This is a genomic window from Vandammella animalimorsus (assembly GCF_002285265.1).
Lineage (GTDB): Bacteria > Pseudomonadota > Gammaproteobacteria > Burkholderiales > Burkholderiaceae_C > Lampropedia.
Window position 1 is genome coordinate 20,033 of the sequence record NZ_NSJB01000009.1, and the last position, 17,684, is coordinate 37,716.

17 protein-coding genes and 1 pseudogene are annotated in these 17,684 nt (G+C 68.4%); 3 read left to right on the forward strand and 15 right to left on the reverse strand.

The features are described from left to right. Positions 1–47: 47 nt before the first annotated feature. Together CK625_RS10520 and CK625_RS10525 are read left to right on the forward strand one after the other, a co-directional pair. Positions 48–512, forward strand: coding sequence for a hypothetical protein (locus tag CK625_RS10520; protein ID WP_095540283.1), 465 nt, complete (start codon positions 48–50; stop codon positions 510–512). Between the two features lie 71 nt (positions 513–583). Then, positions 584–910, forward strand: coding sequence for a BON domain-containing protein (locus CK625_RS10525; protein WP_095540284.1), 327 nt, complete (start codon positions 584–586; stop codon positions 908–910). Between the two features lie 142 nt (positions 911–1,052). On the opposite strand, the gene CK625_RS10530 is transcribed toward CK625_RS10525, so the two are convergent. Then, on the reverse strand, positions 1,053–1,478 hold the full coding sequence (locus tag CK625_RS10530) for an Lrp/AsnC family transcriptional regulator (RefSeq protein ID WP_095540285.1): 426 nt from the start codon (positions 1,476–1,478) through the stop codon (positions 1,053–1,055). A gap of 175 nt (positions 1,479–1,653) precedes the next feature. Between CK625_RS10530 and CK625_RS10535 the strand changes: the two genes are divergently transcribed. Further along, a complete protein-coding gene (locus CK625_RS10535) occupies positions 1,654–3,192 on the forward strand; it encodes an aminotransferase class III-fold pyridoxal phosphate-dependent enzyme (RefSeq protein WP_095540286.1) in 1,539 nt (512 codons plus the stop codon). Between the two features lie 72 nt (positions 3,193–3,264). Here the strand turns inward: CK625_RS10535 and CK625_RS10540 are convergent, their stop codons facing one another. The 14 genes and pseudogenes from CK625_RS10540 to CK625_RS10595 form a co-directional block, all read right to left on the reverse strand. Continuing rightward, positions 3,265–4,503, reverse strand: a complete 1,239-nt coding sequence (locus CK625_RS10540; protein WP_095540334.1) for an NAD(P)/FAD-dependent oxidoreductase — start codon at positions 4,501–4,503, stop codon at positions 3,265–3,267. A gap of 62 nt (positions 4,504–4,565) precedes the next feature. Beyond that, complete coding sequence (locus CK625_RS10545) at positions 4,566–5,393, reverse strand: SDR family oxidoreductase (RefSeq protein ID WP_095540287.1); 828 nt, start codon at positions 5,391–5,393, stop codon at positions 4,566–4,568. A gap of 90 nt (positions 5,394–5,483) precedes the next feature. After that, positions 5,484–6,128, reverse strand: a complete 645-nt coding sequence (gene lptC, locus CK625_RS10550) for an LPS export ABC transporter periplasmic protein LptC (protein WP_095540288.1) — start codon at positions 6,126–6,128, stop codon at positions 5,484–5,486. Between the two features lie 42 nt (positions 6,129–6,170). Further along, on the reverse strand, positions 6,171–6,734 hold the full coding sequence (locus CK625_RS10555) for a KdsC family phosphatase (protein WP_095540289.1): 564 nt from the start codon (positions 6,732–6,734) through the stop codon (positions 6,171–6,173). A gap of 51 nt (positions 6,735–6,785) precedes the next feature. After that, entirely contained in the window at positions 6,786–7,838 is a 1,053-nt protein-coding gene (locus tag CK625_RS10560) for a KpsF/GutQ family sugar-phosphate isomerase (RefSeq protein WP_238945625.1), read from the reverse strand. 100 nt (positions 7,839–7,938) lie between these two features. Then, positions 7,939–9,564: a glucose-6-phosphate isomerase gene (pgi, locus tag CK625_RS10565; protein WP_095540336.1), complete on the reverse strand. Its 1,626-nt coding sequence runs from the start codon at positions 9,562–9,564 to the stop codon at positions 7,939–7,941. A gap of 29 nt (positions 9,565–9,593) precedes the next feature. Then, positions 9,594–10,553 carry a transaldolase gene (tal, locus tag CK625_RS10570; protein WP_095540290.1) on the reverse strand — a complete coding sequence of 320 codons (960 nt, stop codon included), beginning with the start codon at positions 10,551–10,553 and terminating at the stop codon, positions 9,594–9,596. Between the two features lie 56 nt (positions 10,554–10,609). After that, positions 10,610–11,302 carry a GAF domain-containing protein gene (locus CK625_RS14140; protein ID WP_343030391.1) on the reverse strand — a complete coding sequence of 231 codons (693 nt, stop codon included), beginning with the start codon at positions 11,300–11,302 and terminating at the stop codon, positions 10,610–10,612. 814 nt (positions 11,303–12,116) lie between these two features. Continuing rightward, a pseudogene (locus CK625_RS14145) lies at positions 12,117–12,581 on the reverse strand (AI-2E family transporter); the annotation flags it as partial. A 132-nt stretch (positions 12,582–12,713) separates the two neighbouring features. Further along, on the reverse strand, positions 12,714–13,247 hold the full coding sequence (locus CK625_RS14150) for an AI-2E family transporter (protein WP_238945626.1): 534 nt from the start codon (positions 13,245–13,247) through the stop codon (positions 12,714–12,716). A gap of 152 nt (positions 13,248–13,399) precedes the next feature. Then, a complete protein-coding gene (locus CK625_RS10580; protein ID WP_095540291.1) occupies positions 13,400–14,506 on the reverse strand; it encodes an ABC transporter ATP-binding protein in 1,107 nt (368 codons plus the stop codon). Next, on the reverse strand, positions 14,503–15,495 hold the full coding sequence (locus CK625_RS10585; protein ID WP_095540292.1) for an ABC transporter ATP-binding protein: 993 nt from the start codon (positions 15,493–15,495) through the stop codon (positions 14,503–14,505). Before CK625_RS10585 ends, CK625_RS10580 begins: the two co-directional genes overlap by 4 nt. Before the next feature lie 65 nt (positions 15,496–15,560). Further along, positions 15,561–16,490 carry an ABC transporter permease gene (locus CK625_RS10590; protein ID WP_095540293.1) on the reverse strand — a complete coding sequence of 310 codons (930 nt, stop codon included), beginning with the start codon at positions 16,488–16,490 and terminating at the stop codon, positions 15,561–15,563. 118 nt (positions 16,491–16,608) lie between these two features. Beyond that, complete coding sequence (locus tag CK625_RS10595) at positions 16,609–17,589, reverse strand: ABC transporter permease (protein WP_095540294.1); 981 nt, start codon at positions 17,587–17,589, stop codon at positions 16,609–16,611. Between the last annotated feature and the right edge of the window lie 95 nt (positions 17,590–17,684).

The window sequence follows — 17,684 nt, forward strand, 5'->3', positions numbered from 1 at the left end:
AAAACAGCTTTGCGAAAAATCAGCAAAAAATCAGAAAAGGATCTTCAATGAATACACAAAACAAAACCCCAGTTCAAAATGCTGCCGACGAGGCAGAAGCAACCGTGCGCAAAGCAGCCTCCCAGAGCGTGCAGGCCATTGAAAAAGGCGTTGATAAGGCTGCAGACACCGCGCAGGATCTGACCGACAAGGCCCTGGATAGCGTTGAGCGCGGTCTCAATCAAGCTCGCAAGGCCATCGATTCTGGCCTGGAGAAGGCCGAGCACTCCGTGCGCAGCCTGCATCAACGCTCCGACCCTGCCATTGACGCGCTGGCACACAAGGCACTGGACGTGGCCACGCAAAGCATCAACCTGGTCGCCGATACCAGCGAGCGCGCACGTCAACGCGTGCAAGAGCTCAGCGAAGCCACCAACCGCTATGTGGTTGAAAAGCCGGGCAAGTCGCTGCTCATGGCGGCCGCCACAGGCGCCATTCTGACTTTGCTGCTGACCGGTCGCCGCGGCCGCTGAATCTGCGATTACAACCACGCGGGGGTTGCCATGCATCCCCGCCTTACTTCCACACAATAGAGGAGAACCCCATGACCGCTACACGACTGACTCAAGCCCTGGCTCTGGCTGCAGCACTGGGCATTGCCGCCGTCACAGCCACCGGCTGCGCCGTGGCCCGCGACCAGCAAACCGTTGGCGCCTACATCGACGATGCAGGCATCACCACAGCCGTCAAGGCCAAGCTGGCTGAGGATCCCACCACTTCTGCAGTGGCCATCAGCGTTGAAACCCTCAACGGCGAGGTGCAACTGTCGGGCTTTGCCAAGTCGCAGCACGAAAAAGACCAAGCTGGCCAGATCGCCGCTGGCGTCAAGCACGTGAAAAACGTCAAGAACATGATTGTCGTGCGTCCGTAATGGCGCCTTGCCTGGCAGGAGCGGCGCACATCGCAGCAGCTTCTGCCCTGCCGGCATTGCAATTGCTTCACAAGCCTGGCCCTTGCGCCAGGCTTTTTTCATGCCTGCGGCCAGCTGATGACTGTGGCCTGATGCCGCCCTTTCAGCGCTCGAATTTGGTGGAGAGGATGATGGCCGTGGTCGTGCGCTCCACGCCATCGAGCATGCCGATGCGGTCGGTCAGCTCATCCATGGCCTGCACCGTGGGGGCAACGGCCAGCGCGATCAGATCCGAGGCCCCGCTGACCGAATACAGCGCCCGCACTTCAGGCAGGCCATGCAAGGCCCTGGCCACGCTGGGCATTTGCCGCGGGGCCAGCTGGACCATGATGTGCGCGCGAATGTGGCCGCGCTCGCTCTCGTCGCTGACACGCACGGTATAGCCGGCAATCACGCCCTCACGCTGCAGGCGTTGCATGCGGCTTTGCACAGTGGTGCGCGGCAGCTTCAAGCGCCGCGCCAGCTCAGCGATCGAGGCGCGCGCGTTCTCGCGCAACAAATTCAGTAATTGCCCATCCTGCTCGTCCATGGCTTGCCCCGATCATTTCGACATCAAAATCTCGTTATTCTGACGAAAAATCCATATTTTTCGTCGTAAGAATGGGTTGAAAACGACGATTTGATTTGGAAAATGTCAGGCAGACAAACGCACGCCCAAGCTACGGCCTGTGCGACGCCCCCATCGACTTTGCGAGGAGCACGCCATGACGACCCTACTGCACACCCTGGCGCCGCTGCGCGCCCATGGCCTGGCCAGTACCATGGGCCTGCCCGATGACTGCATCGAGCGCATGGCCGCCAACCATCCCGAGCTGACCGAGGCCATCGCCGAGGCCGCATCTGCCTATGCCCACATCGCGGCAGAGTTTCCAGAGCTGCTGCAGCTCGACGAGGCCGAGCAGCTGCGCCGCATCCAGGCCGGCTTCCTCAACTTTTATGCAGGCGATGCCGTCAACCCCTACGTGGCCATTGCCGCGCGCGGGCCCTGGCTGGTCACGCTCAAGGGCGCCGTGCTGCTGGACTGCGGCGGCTACGGCATGCTGGGCCTGGGCCACAGCCCGCAGGGCGTGCTGGACGCCATGGCCCGGCCCCAGGTCATGGCCAACATCATGACGCCCAGCCTGAGTCAATTGCGCTTCGTGCGCGCCATGCGCCGCGAAGTGGGCCAGCGCGCCGGGGCCTGCCCCTACAGCCATTTCATGTGCCTGAATTCGGGCTCCGAGGCTGTGTCGCTGGCCTCGCGCATCGTCGACATCAACGCCAAGCGCCAGACAGACCCAGGGGCGCGCCATGCTGGCAAGACCATCAAGCGCCTGGTGGTCAAGGGCGCCTTCCACGGTCGCACCGAGCGGCCTGCGCTGTATTCCGACTCCAGCCGCCAAGCCTACATCCAGCATCTGGCCAGCTACCGTGGCGAAGACTCGGTGCTGACCGTAGCGCCTTACGACCTGGCCGCCCTGGAGGCCGTCTTCGCCCAGGCAGAGGCCCAGGGCTGGTTCATCGAGGCCATGTTCATGGAGCCCGTGATGGGCGAAGGCAACCCCGGCCGCGCCGTGCCGCGCGCCTTCTACGACCGGGCGCGCGCGCTGACCGCAGCGCACGGCGCGCTCTTGCTGGTGGACTCCATCCAGGCCGGGCTGCGCGCCACGGGCTATCTCTCGCTGATCGACTACCCGGGCTTCGAAGGCATTGCGCCGCCGGACATGGAGGCCTACTCCAAGGCCCTGAACGCCGGCCAGTACCCGCTGTCGGTGCTGGCCGTGGGCGAGCAGGCCGCCGCCATCTACCAGCGCGGCCTGTATGGCAACACCATGACGGCCAATCCGCGCGCGCTGGAGGTGGCCTGCGCCGTGCTACAGGCCATGACGCCGGCGCTGCGCGAGAACATCCGCCGCCGTGGCAGCCAGGCCGTAGCCCGCCTGCAGGCCCTGCAGGCCGAGCTGGGCGGGGCCATCACCCAGGTGCAGGGCACGGGCTTGCTGTTCTCCTGCGAGCTCGCGCCCGAGTTCAAAAGCTACGGCCAGGGCAGCATCGAGCAGTGGCTGCGCCAGCATGGCCTGGGCGTGATTCACGGCGGCGAAAACGCCCTGCGCTTCACGCCGCACTTCGGGCTCGATGAGCAAGAGCTTGAGCTGCTGCTGCAGCTGGTGCGGCGCGCGCTGCAGGAGGGCCCGCGCATTGCACCTGCGCGCGCCAGCGCCAGCCGCATGACGCCGCAGGATCGGGCCGTCGCCATGGCTTGAAAAGCAAGGCATGGATGCCGGTCTGCACCGGTCTGAGGGGAATAAGCGCTGTGCCTTGCCGCAGCGCGGCCATCAGCCGCGAAAACGCTGTGGGCTGTAGGGGGCCGGATCGACCAGCGGAGTTTCGCCGTGCATCAGCTGCGCCAGCAGCTGGGCAGTGACCGGGCCCAGCGTAAAACCCTGGTGCGCATGGCCGAAGTGGAACCACAGCCCCGGATGGCGCGGCGCAGCGCCAACAAGGGGCTTCATGTCTGCCGTGCAGGGGCGCGAGCCCAGCCAGGGCTGGGCCTCCACGGGCTCACCCAACTCCACGACGCGGCGCGCGACCTGCTCGGCCTTGAGCAGTTGCACCGGCGTGGCCGGGGAGTCAAGCCGCGCAAACTCGGCCCCCGTGGTCAGGCGCAGGCCCTGCTGCATGGGCACCAGCATGTAGCCGTGGTCGGCGTCCAGCACCGGGCGCTGCAGGGCCTGGCTGCGGTAGTGGCGGTGGTAGCCGCGCTTGATGAACAGCGGCAGGCGGTAGCCCAGCCGCCGCGTCAGCGGCTCGGCCCAGGGGCCCAGCGCGATCACGGCCTGCTGCGCGTCGATGCGCCCTTGCGCCGTCTGCACCGCCCAACCTGCGCCCTGCGGCTGCAGGCTGGCGGCGTCGCCCTGCAGGATGCGCCCGCCCAGGCGCTCGAAATACTGCGCATAGCGCTGCACCAGCGCCCCGGGGTCGCGCACGGCCCAGGGCTGCGTCCAGTGCAGGCCGCCGGCAAAGCCGCCTTGCAGCCCAGGCTCCAGCGCCTGCAGCGCGGCGCGGTCCAGCGGGGTGGATTGCACGCCCCAGTCGCGCTCGAGCTGGCGGGCATGGGCCTGCAGCAGCGCCAGCGCCCGCTCGTCGCGCAGCGCCTTGATCCAACCGCTTTGCTGCACCAGCTCCTGGCCGCCGGCCTCGGCCAGCAGCGCGGCGTGCTCGTGCAGCGCGTGTTCGATCAAGCGGGCAAAGTCGCGCACGATGGCGCCATAGCGCTGCGGCGTGGAGTTGCGCCAGTACTGCGCCAGCCGCCCTGCCAGGCCAGGCAGGGCCGCCCAGTCGTAGCGCACATCAATGCCGCGCTGCAGCGCGGCCCGGGCGATGGGCAGCAGGCCTTGCGGAAAGCCATAGGGCTCGACCGCCTCGCGCTGGATCAGACCGGCATTGCCGTAGGAGGTCTCGCGCCCAGGCTGCTGGCGGTCAAGCAGCACGACCGCATCGCCGCGCCGCGCCAGTTGCACGGCGGTGCAGACCCCGACCATGCCCGCGCCCAATACGATGACGCTGTTGCCCACTTGCACCTCCTTGTTGCTCTGCCCTGCCGGTGCGCCGCTGCGGCATCAAAGCACGGCAACGATCACTGCGGCTTCTTGCGCGGCTTGCGGCCGCGCCCGGCCAAAGCATAGTCGAAGACGGCATCGGGCAGGCGGCGCAGCAGCCGCGCCACCCAGCCCATTTGCCAGGGGATGACGACCGAGCTTTGCTGCCGTTCAATCGCCTCATAGGCGCGGGCGGCGAAGTCGGGCGCGCTCATCAGAAACGGCATCGAAAACGGGTTGCCCGCCGTCATGGCCGTGTCGATGAAGCCCGGGCTGATGGTCACCACGCGCACGCCGCTGCCGCGCAGATCGCCGCGCAGGCTCTCGCAGTAGGCGATCACGCCGGCCTTGCTGGCGCTGTAGCCCGCGTGGCCGGGCAGGCCGCGCACGCCAGCCACGCTGGCAATGCCCACCAGCGTGCCGCTGCGGCGCTGGCGCATGGGCGTGATGAAGGGAATGAAGGTTGCGGCCAGGCCGCGGTTGTTGGTCTCCCAGATGGCCTGCATGTGCGCCAGGTCGTCCCAATCGGCGGTGTCGATGCCGTGGCTGATGCCGGCGCTGGCGATGACCACGTCGGGCAGGCCCTGCTGCTGCAGGCATTGCTGCGCGGCGGCGCGGATTTGCTCGGGCACGGACACATCGGCCGCATACAGCGCGCAATCGGCCTCGGGCAGTTGCAGGCGCGCGCGCCATTGCTGCATCAGCTCCAGCCGCCGCGCCACCAGGGCCAGCCGCCAGCCGCGGCGCGCATAGTGCTCGGCCAGGGCCTGGCCCAGGCCGCTGGAGGCGCCGGTGATGAAGGCCAGCCGCGCTGGCTGCGTGGCCACGGCCTTGCTGGCAGTTGAAGGGGATTGGGCGTGTGTCATGAACAAGATTCCTGCCAATGCGGTGGTGGTGGTGGCGGCGGCAGAAGCTGCGCGCGATCTCTGTGCCGACCCTCCAGATCGCTCTCAGCCTCAAGGGCGCGCCCGCGCCGTCGTCTCGGGCTGCAGCACGCCGCGCACACGGCCTTGCAGTTCGGTGATGCGCTGTTTTCTGTCGTAGTCCAGGCGCTCGCCGCTGAGGCGGTCCTGGCCGCGCAGCAGCAGCACCGGCTGCGTGCTGCGCACGCGCTGCGCGTCGGGCCAGAGCTGCAGCTCCTCGCCGCGGAACTCCATGCGCGGGCTGCTGGCGCTGGCGTGCTGCACGACCACGGCATTGCCCTGCAGGCGCACGTGCAACTGCTGCTGGTCGCGTGTGTGGGTGCTGGTGCCGGTATCGGCGGTGGCCGTGACGATATCGCCCGCCTCGGTCACGGCCCGCAGGCGCAGCGCATCGACCTGCAATGTGTCGTCATTCGGGTAGTGGCGCCCCTGCTGGCCAAAAAGCTCCAGCGTCAGCTGCCCATCGGGCGTGTAGTTGCGCACGACGAAGTCGCGCATCTGGTAGTCGGGCTCATCCTGCGGCAGCGCCACGGCCTCGAACACTTCGGGCTGCGGCGCGTTGCGCACCAGCCAGTAGCTGCCCAGGGCCAGCAGGCCCATGGCCAGCATGGGGCTGTAGATGGAGAGCTTGTCGAGCCGGTAACGCAGGCTGCGCTTGGCTTTGTGCTGTTGGGGCATGGCGGTGTTCTCGCTGGGCTGGGGTGCTGCGGGCGGCCCGGCTCAGGCCGGCTTGCCCATGGCCTGCTGCAGCAGCGCGCCGTAGTGGCCGCCGGCCATCAGCAGCAGGTCGCACAGCTCGCGCACCGCGCCCTGCCCGCCCGGCGCCTGGGTGATGTGGTGGGCCAGAGCCTTGGCTTCTTCGTGCGCGCCCGGGGGGGCGCAGGCCAGGGCGCAGCGGCTGAGCACAGGCAGATCGGGCCAGTCATCGCCCATGGCTGCGGCCTGCGCCCAGCCCAGGCCCAGGCTGTGCAGCAGCTGCTCGGCCGCGGGCAGCTTGTGCTCGGTGCCGTACACCGCGTGGCGCACCCCCAGCGCCTGCAGCCGCAGGCGCAGCGCGGCGCTGTCGCGGCCAGTGATGACGGCCACCTCGATGCCCGCCTGGGCCAGCAGCTTGATGCCGTGGCCGTCCAGGGTGTGAAAGCGCTTGAGCTGTTCGCCCTCGGGGCCGTAGTACAGCCCGCCGTCGGTGAGCACGCCATCGACGTCGAGAAACAGCAGGCGCACCGGCTCGGCCTGCACCAGCAGGCTGTGCGCAAAACGCGGTGCAATGGCAATGGCAGGCATGGCAGCTCCATTCACAACAGGGTCTGCGCCACGGGGCGCAGACGGGCAATCTCAAATGACCTTGGCGCGCATCAGGTCGCCCACGTGCAGGACGCCGATGAGCATGCCGGCCTCGTCCACCACCAGCAAGCTGGTGATGCGGTGTTCCTCCATCATCTGCGCCGCCTGGGCGGCCAGGGCCTGGGGGCCGATGCTGCGCGGGCGCGCGTGCATTAGCTGTGCGGCGGTGCTGGCGCGCAAGTCCAGCCCGGCCTCGATGTGGCGGCGCAGGTCGCCGTCGGTGTAAATGCCCAGCACCTGGCCCGGCGCGGCCTGGCCGTCGCAGCCCTCACTGCCATCGCTGCCATCGGCAACCACGGCGGTCATGCCCAGGCCCTTGGCGGAGATTTCGTGCACCAGCTCGGCAAAGCCGGCCTGCGCGCCAACGCGCGGCACGGCCGCGCCGCTGCGCATCACGTCGCGCACGCGCGTGAGCAGGCGCCGCCCCAGCGCGCCGCCCGGGTGCGAGCGGGCGAAGTCCTCGGCGCGAAAGCCGCGCGCGTCGAGCACGGCCACGGCCAGCGCATCGCCCAGGGCCAGCTGCACGGTGGTGCTGGCCGTGGGCGCGAGGTTGAGCGGATCGGCCTCTTGCGCCACCTGGGTGTCGAGCACCACGTCGGCGTGCCGGCCCAGGGCCGATTGCGGGCGACCCGTCATGGCGATGACGCGCGCGCCCAGACGGCGGATGACAGGCAGGATGTTGACCAGCTCCTCGCTCTCGCCGCTGTTGGACAGGGCCAGCACCACATCGGCGGCCGTCACCATGCCCAGGTCGCCGTGGCTGGCTTCGGCCGGATGCAGGAAGAACGCCGGCGTGCCGGTGGAGGCCAGCGTGGCGGCGATCTTGCGGCCCACGTGGCCGCTTTTGCCCATGCCGGTGACGATCACCCGCGCCGGGCTTTGCAAGATGGTCTGCACGGCCTGCGCAAAGGCCTGGCCCAAGCGGGCGTGCAGGGCCTGCAGCTGCTCGATTTCGATCTGCACCGCCTGGCGGCCCATGTGCAGGGCGCGCTGGGCATCGAAGGGCTGGGGCGCAGCGGCACGGGCGGGTTCAGGCAGGCTCATGGTCACGTCCAGGAAATTTCAGAATGGCGATGGAACACACTGGGGATGGTCTGCGCGCGCGGCCCGCGCGGCGCTTTGGGTTCAGGCTTTGCACAGGCACTCATTGCAGCCAGGCCAGCACGCCATCGGCATCTGCGATCTGGCTGCCGCCAGCGTCCTGGCTGGCCAGGATTTGCTTGGCCAGGCCCTTGCCCAGCTCCACCCCCCATTGGTCAAAACTGTTGATGCCCCACAGGCGGCCGGCGGCAAAGGTGCGGTGCTCGTACAGCGCAATCAGCGCCCCGACGGAGAAAGGGTCGAGCCGCTGCAGCACCAGCATGGTGCTGGGCCGGTTGCCAGGGCAGTGGCTGTGCGCCGGGCCGTCGTGCTTGCCCACGGTCAGCGCCCGGGCCTGGGCCAAGGCATTGGCTTGCAGCGCACGGTGCTGGGCCAGGCTGCCCAGGCCTTTTTCGCGCAGCACGATGAACTCCACCGGCACGATCTGGCGGCCCTGATGGATGAGCTGGAAGAAGGCATGCTGGCAGTTCGTGCCCGCCTCGCCCCAGACCACGGGCGCCGTGCTCAGCGGCAGCGGCTGGCCGGCCCAATCGCAGCCCTTGCCATTGCTCTCCATCTCCAGCTGCTGCAGGTACGCCGGCAGGCGGCGCAGGCCGTGGCTGTAGGGGGCAATGCAGCGGCTGGCAAAGCCATGGAAGTTGCCGTACCAGATGTCCAGCAGGGCCAGCTGCACGGGCAGGTTGGCCTCAAACGGCGTGTGGCGAAAGTGCTGGTCCATGGCGTGCGCGCCGGCCAGCAAGGCGTGGAAATGCGCCGCGCCAATGGCCATGGCCACCGACAGGCCAATGCTGGACCACAGCGAGAAGCGCCCGCCGACCCAGTCGGCAAACGGGAACACGGTCTGCACGCCAAAGGCCGCGGCGGCCTGGGCGTTGCTGGTCATGGCCACGAAATGCCGCGCCACCAGCTGCCGCTGCGCCTCGGGCAGGCTGCTGCCCTGCCCCGCCGAAGCCGGGGCGCAGCCGTGGCCGGCCAGCAGCCAGTCGCGCGCGGCCTGGGCGTTGACGATGGTCTCGGCCGTGCCAAACGATTTGGAGGCCAGCAAAAACAGCGTGCGCGCTGGATCCAGGCCGCGCAGCGTCCAGCCCAGGTCATCGCCGTCCATGTTCGAGACGAAATGGATGCGCTTGCCCGGCATCTGATAGGCCTGCAAGGCCTGCACCACCACGGCCGGGCCCAGGTCCGAGCCGCCTATGCCGATGTTGACGATGTCGGTGATGCGCTCGTCGGCGCGCACCTGCTGGGCAAAATCCAGAAACGCCTGCTGGGAGGCGCGCATCTGCGCCAGCGCCTGGGCCATGGCCGGGTGCTCGGCCGGGCAGTCGGCCGGGCAGCGCAGCAGCACATGCCAGGCCGCGCGCTGCTCGGTGGTGTTGAGCGCCGCGCCGCCAAACAGCGCCTCGATCGACTCATCCAGCCGGCACTGCTGCGCCAGCGCCACCAGCAGCGCCTGGGCCTGGGCATCGAGCAGATTGCGCGAGAGATCGGCCTGCACGCCCGGGGCCTGCAGCGCCATGCGCGCGAAGCGCCCGGGCTCCTGCTGCAAGGCCTGGCGCACATCGAAATGCCGCGCCTGCTGCGCAAAGTGCCGCTGCAGCGCCTGCCATGCGGGCACGGCGTCGCAGCGCGGCGTGTTTGGTGGCGGTGGCGGCGGTGCAGAAGAAGACATGTGCTGCTCGGTGCCCATGGCCGGGCCGCTTATGCGCCTTGCATGATGTGTTCCAGCCGCAGGGCATCGGCGGCGAATGCGCGAATGCCCTCGGCCAGTTTCTCGGTGGCCATCGCGTCCTCGTTGAGCGCGTAGCGGAACTGCGCCTCGTCGTAGCGCACGAACTGCTGCGGCTGCTGCTTGGCGCGCTGCGCATCGAGCTGCGGCGTCAGGCCGCCCGGCGCAGCCGGCGTGGCGGCCAGTTGCGCCAGCAGCTCGGGGCTGATGGTCAGCAGATCGCAGCCGGCCAGCGCCAGGATCTGGCCGGTGTTGCGAAAGCTCGCGCCCATGATCTCGGTGTCGATGTCAAAGTGCTTGTAGTAATCGAAGATGCGGCGCACCGATTGCACGCCGGGATCATGCGCGCCGGCGTGGGCGGCCTCGTCCCAGGCGCTGCCGGCCTGCTTCTTGTGCCAGTCGTAGATGCGCCCCACGAACGGGGAGATCAGCTGCACCTTGGCCTGGGCGCAGGCCACGGCCTGGGCAAAGGAGAACAGCAGCGTCAGGTTGGTGGCGATGCCGCGCTGCTCCAGCACGCGCGCGGCCTGGATGCCTTCCCAGGTGGCGGCGATCTTGATGAGCACGCGCGCCGTATCGACGCCGGCGGCGCGGTACAGCTCGATGATGCGCTCGGCGCGCGTGAGCGTGGCGTTGGCGTCAAAGCTCAGGCGCGCATCGACCTCGGTGGAGACGCGGCCGGGCACCTGCTGCAGGATTTCCGTGCCAAAGCGCACGATCAGGCGGTCCATGCGCTCGGCCAGATCCAGCCCCTGGCTTTGCGACAGCGCCTGGGCCACCAGATCGGCGTACTCGGGCTTTTGCACCGCCTTGAGGATCAGCGATGGGTTGGTGGTGGCGTCTTGCGGCTGGTAGGCCTGGATTTGGTGGAAGTCGCCCGTGTCGGCGACCACGGTGGTGCAGCGTTTGAGGGCTTCGAGTTGGGTGGACATGGGCAGGATGCGGCAGGCAAAAGCGCGAGTTTAGCGGCATTGCCGCAGGGCCTGGCTCAGCCCTGCTGCGGCTGCGGCGTGGCCAGCGGCGGCGCGTCGGATTCCACTGGTGCTTCGGATTCCAACGGCGCATCGGAATCCAACGGCGCATCGGAATCCAACGGTGCATCGGAATCCAACGGCGCGTCGGAATCCAACGGCGCGTCGGGTTCTGGCGCGTCGGGCTTGCGGCGCGCCAGCTTGCGCACCTGACCCATGAGCTCGCCAGCCATCAGCTCCAGCAATTGCTGGTCCACATCTTCTTCGTCGTGCGGCTCGTCGTCCATCAGGCACAGCGTGCCGATGACCTCGCCGCGCCGCGCCCGCAGGGGCACGCCGGCATAGAAGCGGATGCCCTGCTCGCTCAGCGCCGGGTTGCGGGCAAAGCGCGGGTCGTGCTGCACGTCTTCGACCACCAGGGGCTGACCGTTGCGCGTGACGTAGGAGCACACCGACTGCGCGCGGCAAGCCAGTGCTGGCCGGGTCGGCGTCCGCCTCGGCCAGGGTGCTGCCCGGGGTGTGCACCCAATCCTCGCCCACCAGCGAGATTTGCGCGTGCTTGACGGCAAAGGCATTGGTGGCGCGGCGCACCGTGTCGCGGTACAGCGCCAGCTTGTCCTCGGCCAGCATGTCGCTTTGCTGCAGGGCGCGCAGGCGCCGCGCCTCGTCCTCGGGGATGGCCGCCGGGATGTACTCCAGCGCCGCGCCATCGGCAAACTGGCGGTTCACGCTCAGCGCCACCTCGTGCATGCGGTTGACCAGCTCGTCGACCGAGAGGCGCTGCGCCATCTGCGGCGTCAGCTCCAGGCCCGGCGCGTTGAAGGCGCAGGCGATGATGCGCACATGCGGCCAGCGCCGGCGGATGCGGCGGCTGATGTGGCGAATCTGCGCCTGCGGCTGCGGGCTGAAGGCCGCCAGACACAGCACCTGGCAGGCGTCCAGCGGGGGCAGGCTGGCCAGATCGACGCGCGCGCCCAGCGCGTGGGTGCTGACGCTGGCGGTGTGGCCGTACAGCCGCAGGGCGTGCGCCAGGGCCGCGGCGGCCATGGCGTCCACCTCCCAGCGCGAGCCCAGGCAGTGCACGGCGGCCACTTCGCCTTCGGGCGTCAGGGTGTGCGCCGGCGGCGGATATTCGTCGGCCAGCTCATCGAGCAGGCCGTCCATGCCGTTGTCGAAGCGAAAGCGCTGCTCGGCCGTGGCCATGCTGCTGTGCAGGTGGCTGGACAGGCGCAGCGACGGCAGCAGCACGCCGTTGTAGTACTGCACCAGCGCCAGGGGCAGATCCTGCTCGTCGTCTGCAGAGCGCGGCATGCCCTCCTCGATGGCCCGTTGCGAAATTTCCAGCGCGGTCTCCACGTCCTCGACCAGCAGGCGCTGGTACAGGCGTTGCGCAGGCGTCAGCACTGGCTCGCTGCCCAGCAGCACTTCCAGAAAATGCAGCGCGGGGATGGTGCGCCCCAGCACCAGCAGGCAGACCGACAGCGGCGTGGCCAGAATCAGCCCGATCGGCCCCCACAGCGCCGTCCAGAAAGTGGCCGAGACGATGATGGCCAGCGTGGACAGGCCGGTGCTTTCGCCGTACAGCCAGGGCTCGACGATGTTGTTGCTGATCAGCTCCAGCGCCAGGAGCAGCGCCACCGTCCAGATCAGCATGCTCCAGCCTGGCTCGACGGCAAAGGCCAGCGCCACGGGGAAGATGGCCGCCAGCGCCGGGCCGGCGTAGGGCACGTAGCGCATCAGCGCCGCGACCACGCCCCACAGCAGCGCGCCGGGCACGCCGATCAGCCACAGCCCGGCCGCCAGCGGCACGCCGTAGGTGATGTTGACGATGAGCTGCATGCGCAGGTATTTGCCGATGCGCTGCGAGGCGTCGTCCAGCGCCTCCGTGGCCATGTTGAGGTTGCCGCCCATCAGGCGCAGCAGGCGATCGCGCAGCGCATCGCGGTCCAGCAGGATCAGCACCACGAACAAAATCACGATGCCGGCCATCAGCAGCGGCTCGCTGATGCGCAGCAGCCAGGTCTGCGCCAGCTGCACATTCGTGGGCGGCGCGGCCACCACCTGCACCTGCTGCACGGGCGCCTGCGCGGCGTGACCGGGCTCGGCGCGCCCCGCCTCTGCCTACTGCCTGGGCGCTTGCGCGCCGCCGCGGCCGGCGATGTCGCGTTGCAGGTTGTGCAAGGCGCGCTTGAAGCCATCGAACATGCCCGCCCCTTCGACCGAGGCGCTCAGCCCGCGCAGCTTTTCGCTCATCGTGGCCTGGTAACCAGGCAGGCTTTCGCCCAGCGCCGAGAGTTGCTGGCCCAGGTACGTGCCCAGGCCGCCCAGGCCGCCGAGCACCACCGCCACCACCAGCACGATGGCCGCCATGCGCGGCAGGCCCCAGCGCTTGAGCCGGCGCACCAGCGGATCGAGCAGAAAGCCCAGCAGGATGGCCAGGGCCAGCGGGATCAACAGCTCACGCCCGAAGTACAGCGCGCAGATGATGGCCGCGCCAATGACCAGCACCGTGGCGGCGCGCAACCCCGGCACCAGGGCCGCCAGCTGCGCCAGCGCAGCCTGCTCGGGCACATCGCCATGCCGGAGCGCTTCGGTGGGCCGCTGCGGTTGGGCGCCGGGCGCGGCAGCGGGTGAGGAAACAGGTTTTTCGGACATGGGCAAATGGGGGTTGGCGCAGGCACAGCGGCCGCAAGGGCCCCGATTCTCGGCAAGCGCCCTGGCCTGTGGCGATCACGCCTGCTGTAAGAGTTGCAAGCCTGTGTAGGAGCGGGCCCGCTGGGCAGGCCCGCGCGCGCAGGCAGCGCCGCTCAGGCCATCGCCGCCGGGGCCAGCTCGGCCTGGATGTTCAGGCGGCCTTCCTGCACGGCATGGCAGGCCACCTGGGCATTGCCCACGCGCAGCATGACGGGGCGCTCGGTGCGGCAGCGCTCGTTGGCGTGCGGGCAGCGCGGGTTGAAGGCGCAGCCCTTGGGCGGATTCAGCGGGTTGGGCACCTCGCCCTGCACCGGCGTGCGCGCCTTGCCGGTGTCGTGCATTTTGGGGATGGCATCGAGCAGCATGCGCGTGTAGGGGTGCAGCGGCCGCTCGAACAGGTCTTTCTTGTCGGCCAGCTCGACGATGCGCCCCAGATACATCACGCCCACCTGGTCGCTGACGTGGCGCACCACGGCCAGGTTGTGCGAGATGAACAGGTAGGTCAGCTGGCGCGCCTGCTGCAGGTCTTTCATGATGTTGAGCACCTGCGCCTGCACCGACACGTCCAGCGCGCTGGTGGGCTCGTCACAGACCAGAAACTCAGGCTCGGTGGCCAGGGCGCGCGCGATCGAGATGCGCTGGCGCTGGCCGCCGGAGAACTGGTGCGGGTACTTGCTCATGTCCTGCGCGCTCAGGCCCACCGATTGCAGCAGCTCGCCCACGCGCTGGCGCAGTTGCTCGCGGTTTTTCATCATGCCGTGCTCGCGCAGCGGCTCGGCGATGATGTCCTCGACCAGCCAGCGCGGGTTCAGGCTGGCGTAAGGGTCCTGAAAAATCATCTGGATGCGCCGGCGGATGCGCTGCGCATCGGCAGAGCGGTAAGCCTGGTGCGCATCCTGGCCGTCGAACAGAAACTGGCCGCGCGTGGGCGGGTACAGGCCCACCAGCAGGCGCGCGACGGTGCTTTTGCCGCAGCCGGACTCGCCCACCAGCGCCAGGGTCTTGCCTTTGGCGATCTCGAAGCTCACGCCATCGACGGCGTGCAAAAAGGTCTTGGGCTTGCGCTCGATGACGCGGTTGAGCCAGGGAGCGGAGACATCGAAGGTGCGCGCCAGGTCGTGCACGCGCACCAAAGGCTGGGCAGCGGCTGCGGCGGCAGTGGTGGCGGCCCCGGCCTGCGGCGCGGCCGCTGCTGGTGTGGCAATCAGGGCGTCGGTCATGCGATCTCCGTCTCGTGGGTGGCGGCTGGCTGGGCAGTGGCCAGCCAGCAGGCGGCGTGGGTGGCGCCGGCGGGCTGCAGCTCGGGGCGCTCGCGGTGGCAGCGCTCGAACGCCTGGGGGCAGCGCGGGTTGAAGGCGCAGCCGGCCGGGATGGCGTTCAGGCGCGGCATGGCGCCGTCGATCTGGTTGAGGCGCTCGCGGTCCATGTCCATGTCGGGGATGGAGGCCATCAGCCCGCGCGTGTAGGGGTGGGCCGGGTGGTTGATGACTTCGTGCACCGGGCCGATCTCGGCCACGCGCCCGGCGTACATCACGGCCACGCGGTCGCAGGTTTCGGCGATCACGCCCATATCGTGCGTGATGAGCATCACGGCCGCGCCGCGCTCCTTGCAGATGCGCTTGAGCAGGCCGATGATCTGCGCCTGGATGGACACGTCCAGCGCCGTGGTGGGCTCGTCGGCGACGATGAGCTTGGGCTCGGCCGCCAGCGCCAGGGCGATCACCACGCGCTGGCGCATGCCGCCGGAGAACTGGTGCGGGTAGTGGTCGATGCGCTCCTCGGCGGCGGGGATGCCCGTGTCCTTGAGCAGCGCGATGGCGCGATGGCGCGCCTCCTTGGCCGAGACCGGCAGGTGCGTGATGATGGTCTCCACCAACTGGCGCCCCACGGTGTACAGCGGGTTCAGCGAGGTCAGCGGATCCTGGAAGATGGCGCCAATGTGCCGCCCGCGGATGGGGCGCATCTGCTCCTGCGTGAGCTGGTCGATGCGCTGCCCGTCCAGCCAGATCTGGCCGCCGGCCACGCGCCCTGGCGGCTCCAGCAGGCCGATGATGGAGGCGCCGGTGAGCGATTTGCCCGCGCCGGACTCACCCACCACGCCCAGGATCTCGCCCGGGGCGATGTCAAACGAAACGTTGTCCAGCGCACGCAAAACGCCATGGCGGTTGGGGAACTCCACCACCAGGTTTTTCACTTGCAATAAGCTCATGGGGACTACTCCTTATTCTTCTCTTCAGCGCCCGGCAGCCCAGGGCGCTGCAGCGCCTGCCCGCATCAGCGCAGGCGCGGGTTGAGCGCATCGCGCAGCCAGTCGCCCAGCAGGTTCACCGACAGCGCAATGAGCACCAGCATCAGGCCCGGGAAGATGGTGATCCACCACTCGCCGGAAAACAGGAAGTCGTTGCCGACGCGAATCAGTGTGCCCAGCGAGGGCGAGGTCGGCGGCGCGCCCACCCCCAGGAAGGACAGCGTGGCCTCGGTGATGATGGCCGTGGCCACCTGGATGGTGGCCAACACCAGCACCGGGCCCATGACGTTGGGCAGCACGTGCTTGCGCATGATGCGCACCGCAGGCACGCCAGTGACGCGGGCGGCCTGCACGTATTCCTTGCCGCGCTCGACCAGCGTGGAGCCGCGCACCGTGCGTGCGTACTGCACCCAGCCGGTCAAGGCAATCGAGAGCACCAGCACGCCAAAGGCCAGGGTATCGCCCGCATTGGGAAACACGGCGCGCCCCACGCCCGCGATGAGCAGCGCAATGAGAATGGCCGGGAAGGACAGCATCACGTCCGAGATGCGCATCAGCACGGCATCGACCCAGCCGCCCTTGAAGCCGGCCACCAGCCCCAGCGTGACGCCCAGCAGCAGGGACAGCAGCACCGAGCTGATGCCCACCACCAGCGAGATGCGCGCGCCGTAGATCAGGGCCGAGAAGATGTCGCGACCCTGGTCGTCCGTGCCCAGCAGGTACTTGGTGCTGCCGCCCTCGATCCACGCCGGCGGCAGGCGCGCATCGCCCAGCTCCAGCGTGCTCACGTCCAGCGGGTTGTGCGGCGCCACCCAGCCTGCGAACAGGGAGCAGAACACGCAGGCCAGCGCAATCAGCGCCGCGACGATGGCCAGAGGCGAATGGCGAAAGCTGTAGCCCACATCGCTGTGCCACCAGCGGGCCAGAAAGTTGGAACGGGAAGCAGGGTCAGTCATCGTGTGTTTGGATCAAGCAAATTGCAATCTGCCAGGCGCCTGGCTGCAATGGCGCAGCCGCCAGGCATCTGGTTTTTCTTGTCCGATGCGCGCGTGTCGCATCGGCTCCGGCGCTGCGTCAATGGCCAGCCGATTTCTCCACCCGCAGCCTGGGATCGACCACGAAGTACAGCAGGTCCACGATCAGGTTGATCACGACGAAGATCAGCGCAATCAGGCACAGATAGGCGGCCATTACCGGCACGTCGGCAAAGGTCACGGCCTGGATGAACAACAGGCCCATGCCCGGCCACTGGAACACCGTCTCAGTGATGATGGCAAACGCAATCAGGCCGCCCAGCTGCAGGCCGGTGATGGTGATCACGGGCACCAGGGTGTTCTTCAGCGCATGGCCGAAATAAATGGCGCGGTTGTGCAGGCCGCGGGCGCGAGCGAACTTGATGTAGTCGGTGCGCAGCACTTCAAGCATTTCGGCGCGCACCAGACGCATGATGAGCGTGAGCTGGAAGATCGCCAGCGTGATGGCCGGCAGCGTGATGTGGTGCCAGCCCTTGGCGCTGAGCAGGCCGGTGGACCACCAGCCCAGCTCGGTGACCGGGCCGCGCCCAAAGCTGGGGAACCAGCCCAGCGTCACGGAAAACACCAGAATCAGCAAGATGCCGATCAAGAAGGTCGGCAGCGACACGCCCAGCAGCGAAATCGTCATGAACACCTGGCTCATGAAGCTGCCGCGGCGCAGCGCTGCATAAACGCCCATGGGCACGCCCACCACCAGCGCCAGCACGGCGGCCACCAGCGCCAGCTCCAGCGTGGCCGGGAAGCGCTCGGCAATCAGCGCCGAGACCTTCACCCCCTGGCGCAGGCTCAAGCCAAAATCCCCCTGCACGGCATTGACGAGAAAGTGCCAGAACTGCACGAAAAAGGGCTTGTCCAGCCCCAGATCGGCGCGCAATGCGCTGATTTGCTCGGGCGTTGCGTCCTGACCCAGCATGGCATACACCGGATCGCCCACATACTGAAACAGCATGAAGGCAATGAACGCAACGGAGACCATCACCACAATGGCCTGAATCAAGCGGCGGAGAATGAAGACAAGCATTCGAATCGAGGGGTATGGATGTCATCGCAGCATGCGCTGCTGGCGTGGCCTGCCATCATGCGCTGGCTGCGCATGCAGGCCCATCATGGCAATGC

Excerpts from the sequence above, each read along its gene's own strand:
- CK625_RS10555 (WP_095540289.1), bottom strand. The coding sequence starts at position 6,734 with ATGCCTGCCATTGCCATTGCACCGCGTTTTGCGCACAGCCTGCTGGTG.
- CK625_RS10520 (WP_095540283.1), top strand. The coding sequence starts at position 48 with ATGAATACACAAAACAAAACCCCAGTTCAAAATGCTGCCGACGAGGCA.
- CK625_RS10585 (WP_095540292.1), bottom strand. The coding sequence starts at position 15,495 with ATGAGCTTATTGCAAGTGAAAAACCTGGTGGTGGAGTTCCCCAACCGC.
- tal (WP_095540290.1), bottom strand. The coding sequence starts at position 10,553 with ATGTCCACCCAACTCGAAGCCCTCAAACGCTGCACCACCGTGGTCGCC.
- CK625_RS10535 (WP_095540286.1), top strand. The coding sequence starts at position 1,654 with ATGACGACCCTACTGCACACCCTGGCGCCGCTGCGCGCCCATGGCCTG.
- CK625_RS10560 (WP_238945625.1), bottom strand. The coding sequence starts at position 7,838 with ATGAGCCTGCCTGAACCCGCCCGTGCCGCTGCGCCCCAGCCCTTCGAT.
- CK625_RS14140 (WP_343030391.1), bottom strand. The coding sequence starts at position 11,302 with ATGGCGCGGCGCTGGAGTACATCCCGGCGGCCATCCCCGAGGACGAGG.
- CK625_RS10530 (WP_095540285.1), bottom strand. The coding sequence starts at position 1,478 with ATGGACGAGCAGGATGGGCAATTACTGAATTTGTTGCGCGAGAACGCG.
- CK625_RS10590 (WP_095540293.1), bottom strand. The coding sequence starts at position 16,490 with ATGACTGACCCTGCTTCCCGTTCCAACTTTCTGGCCCGCTGGTGGCAC.
- CK625_RS10580 (WP_095540291.1), bottom strand. The coding sequence starts at position 14,506 with ATGACCGACGCCCTGATTGCCACACCAGCAGCGGCCGCGCCGCAGGCC.
- CK625_RS14150 (WP_238945626.1), bottom strand. The coding sequence starts at position 13,247 with ATGTCCGAAAAACCTGTTTCCTCACCCGCTGCCGCGCCCGGCGCCCAA.
- lptC (WP_095540288.1), bottom strand. The coding sequence starts at position 6,128 with ATGCCCCAACAGCACAAAGCCAAGCGCAGCCTGCGTTACCGGCTCGAC.
- CK625_RS10525 (WP_095540284.1), top strand. The coding sequence starts at position 584 with ATGACCGCTACACGACTGACTCAAGCCCTGGCTCTGGCTGCAGCACTG.
- CK625_RS10545 (WP_095540287.1), bottom strand. The coding sequence starts at position 5,393 with ATGACACACGCCCAATCCCCTTCAACTGCCAGCAAGGCCGTGGCCACG.
- CK625_RS10595 (WP_095540294.1), bottom strand. The coding sequence starts at position 17,589 with ATGCTTGTCTTCATTCTCCGCCGCTTGATTCAGGCCATTGTGGTGATG.
- pgi (WP_095540336.1), bottom strand. The coding sequence starts at position 9,564 with ATGTCTTCTTCTGCACCGCCGCCACCGCCACCAAACACGCCGCGCTGC.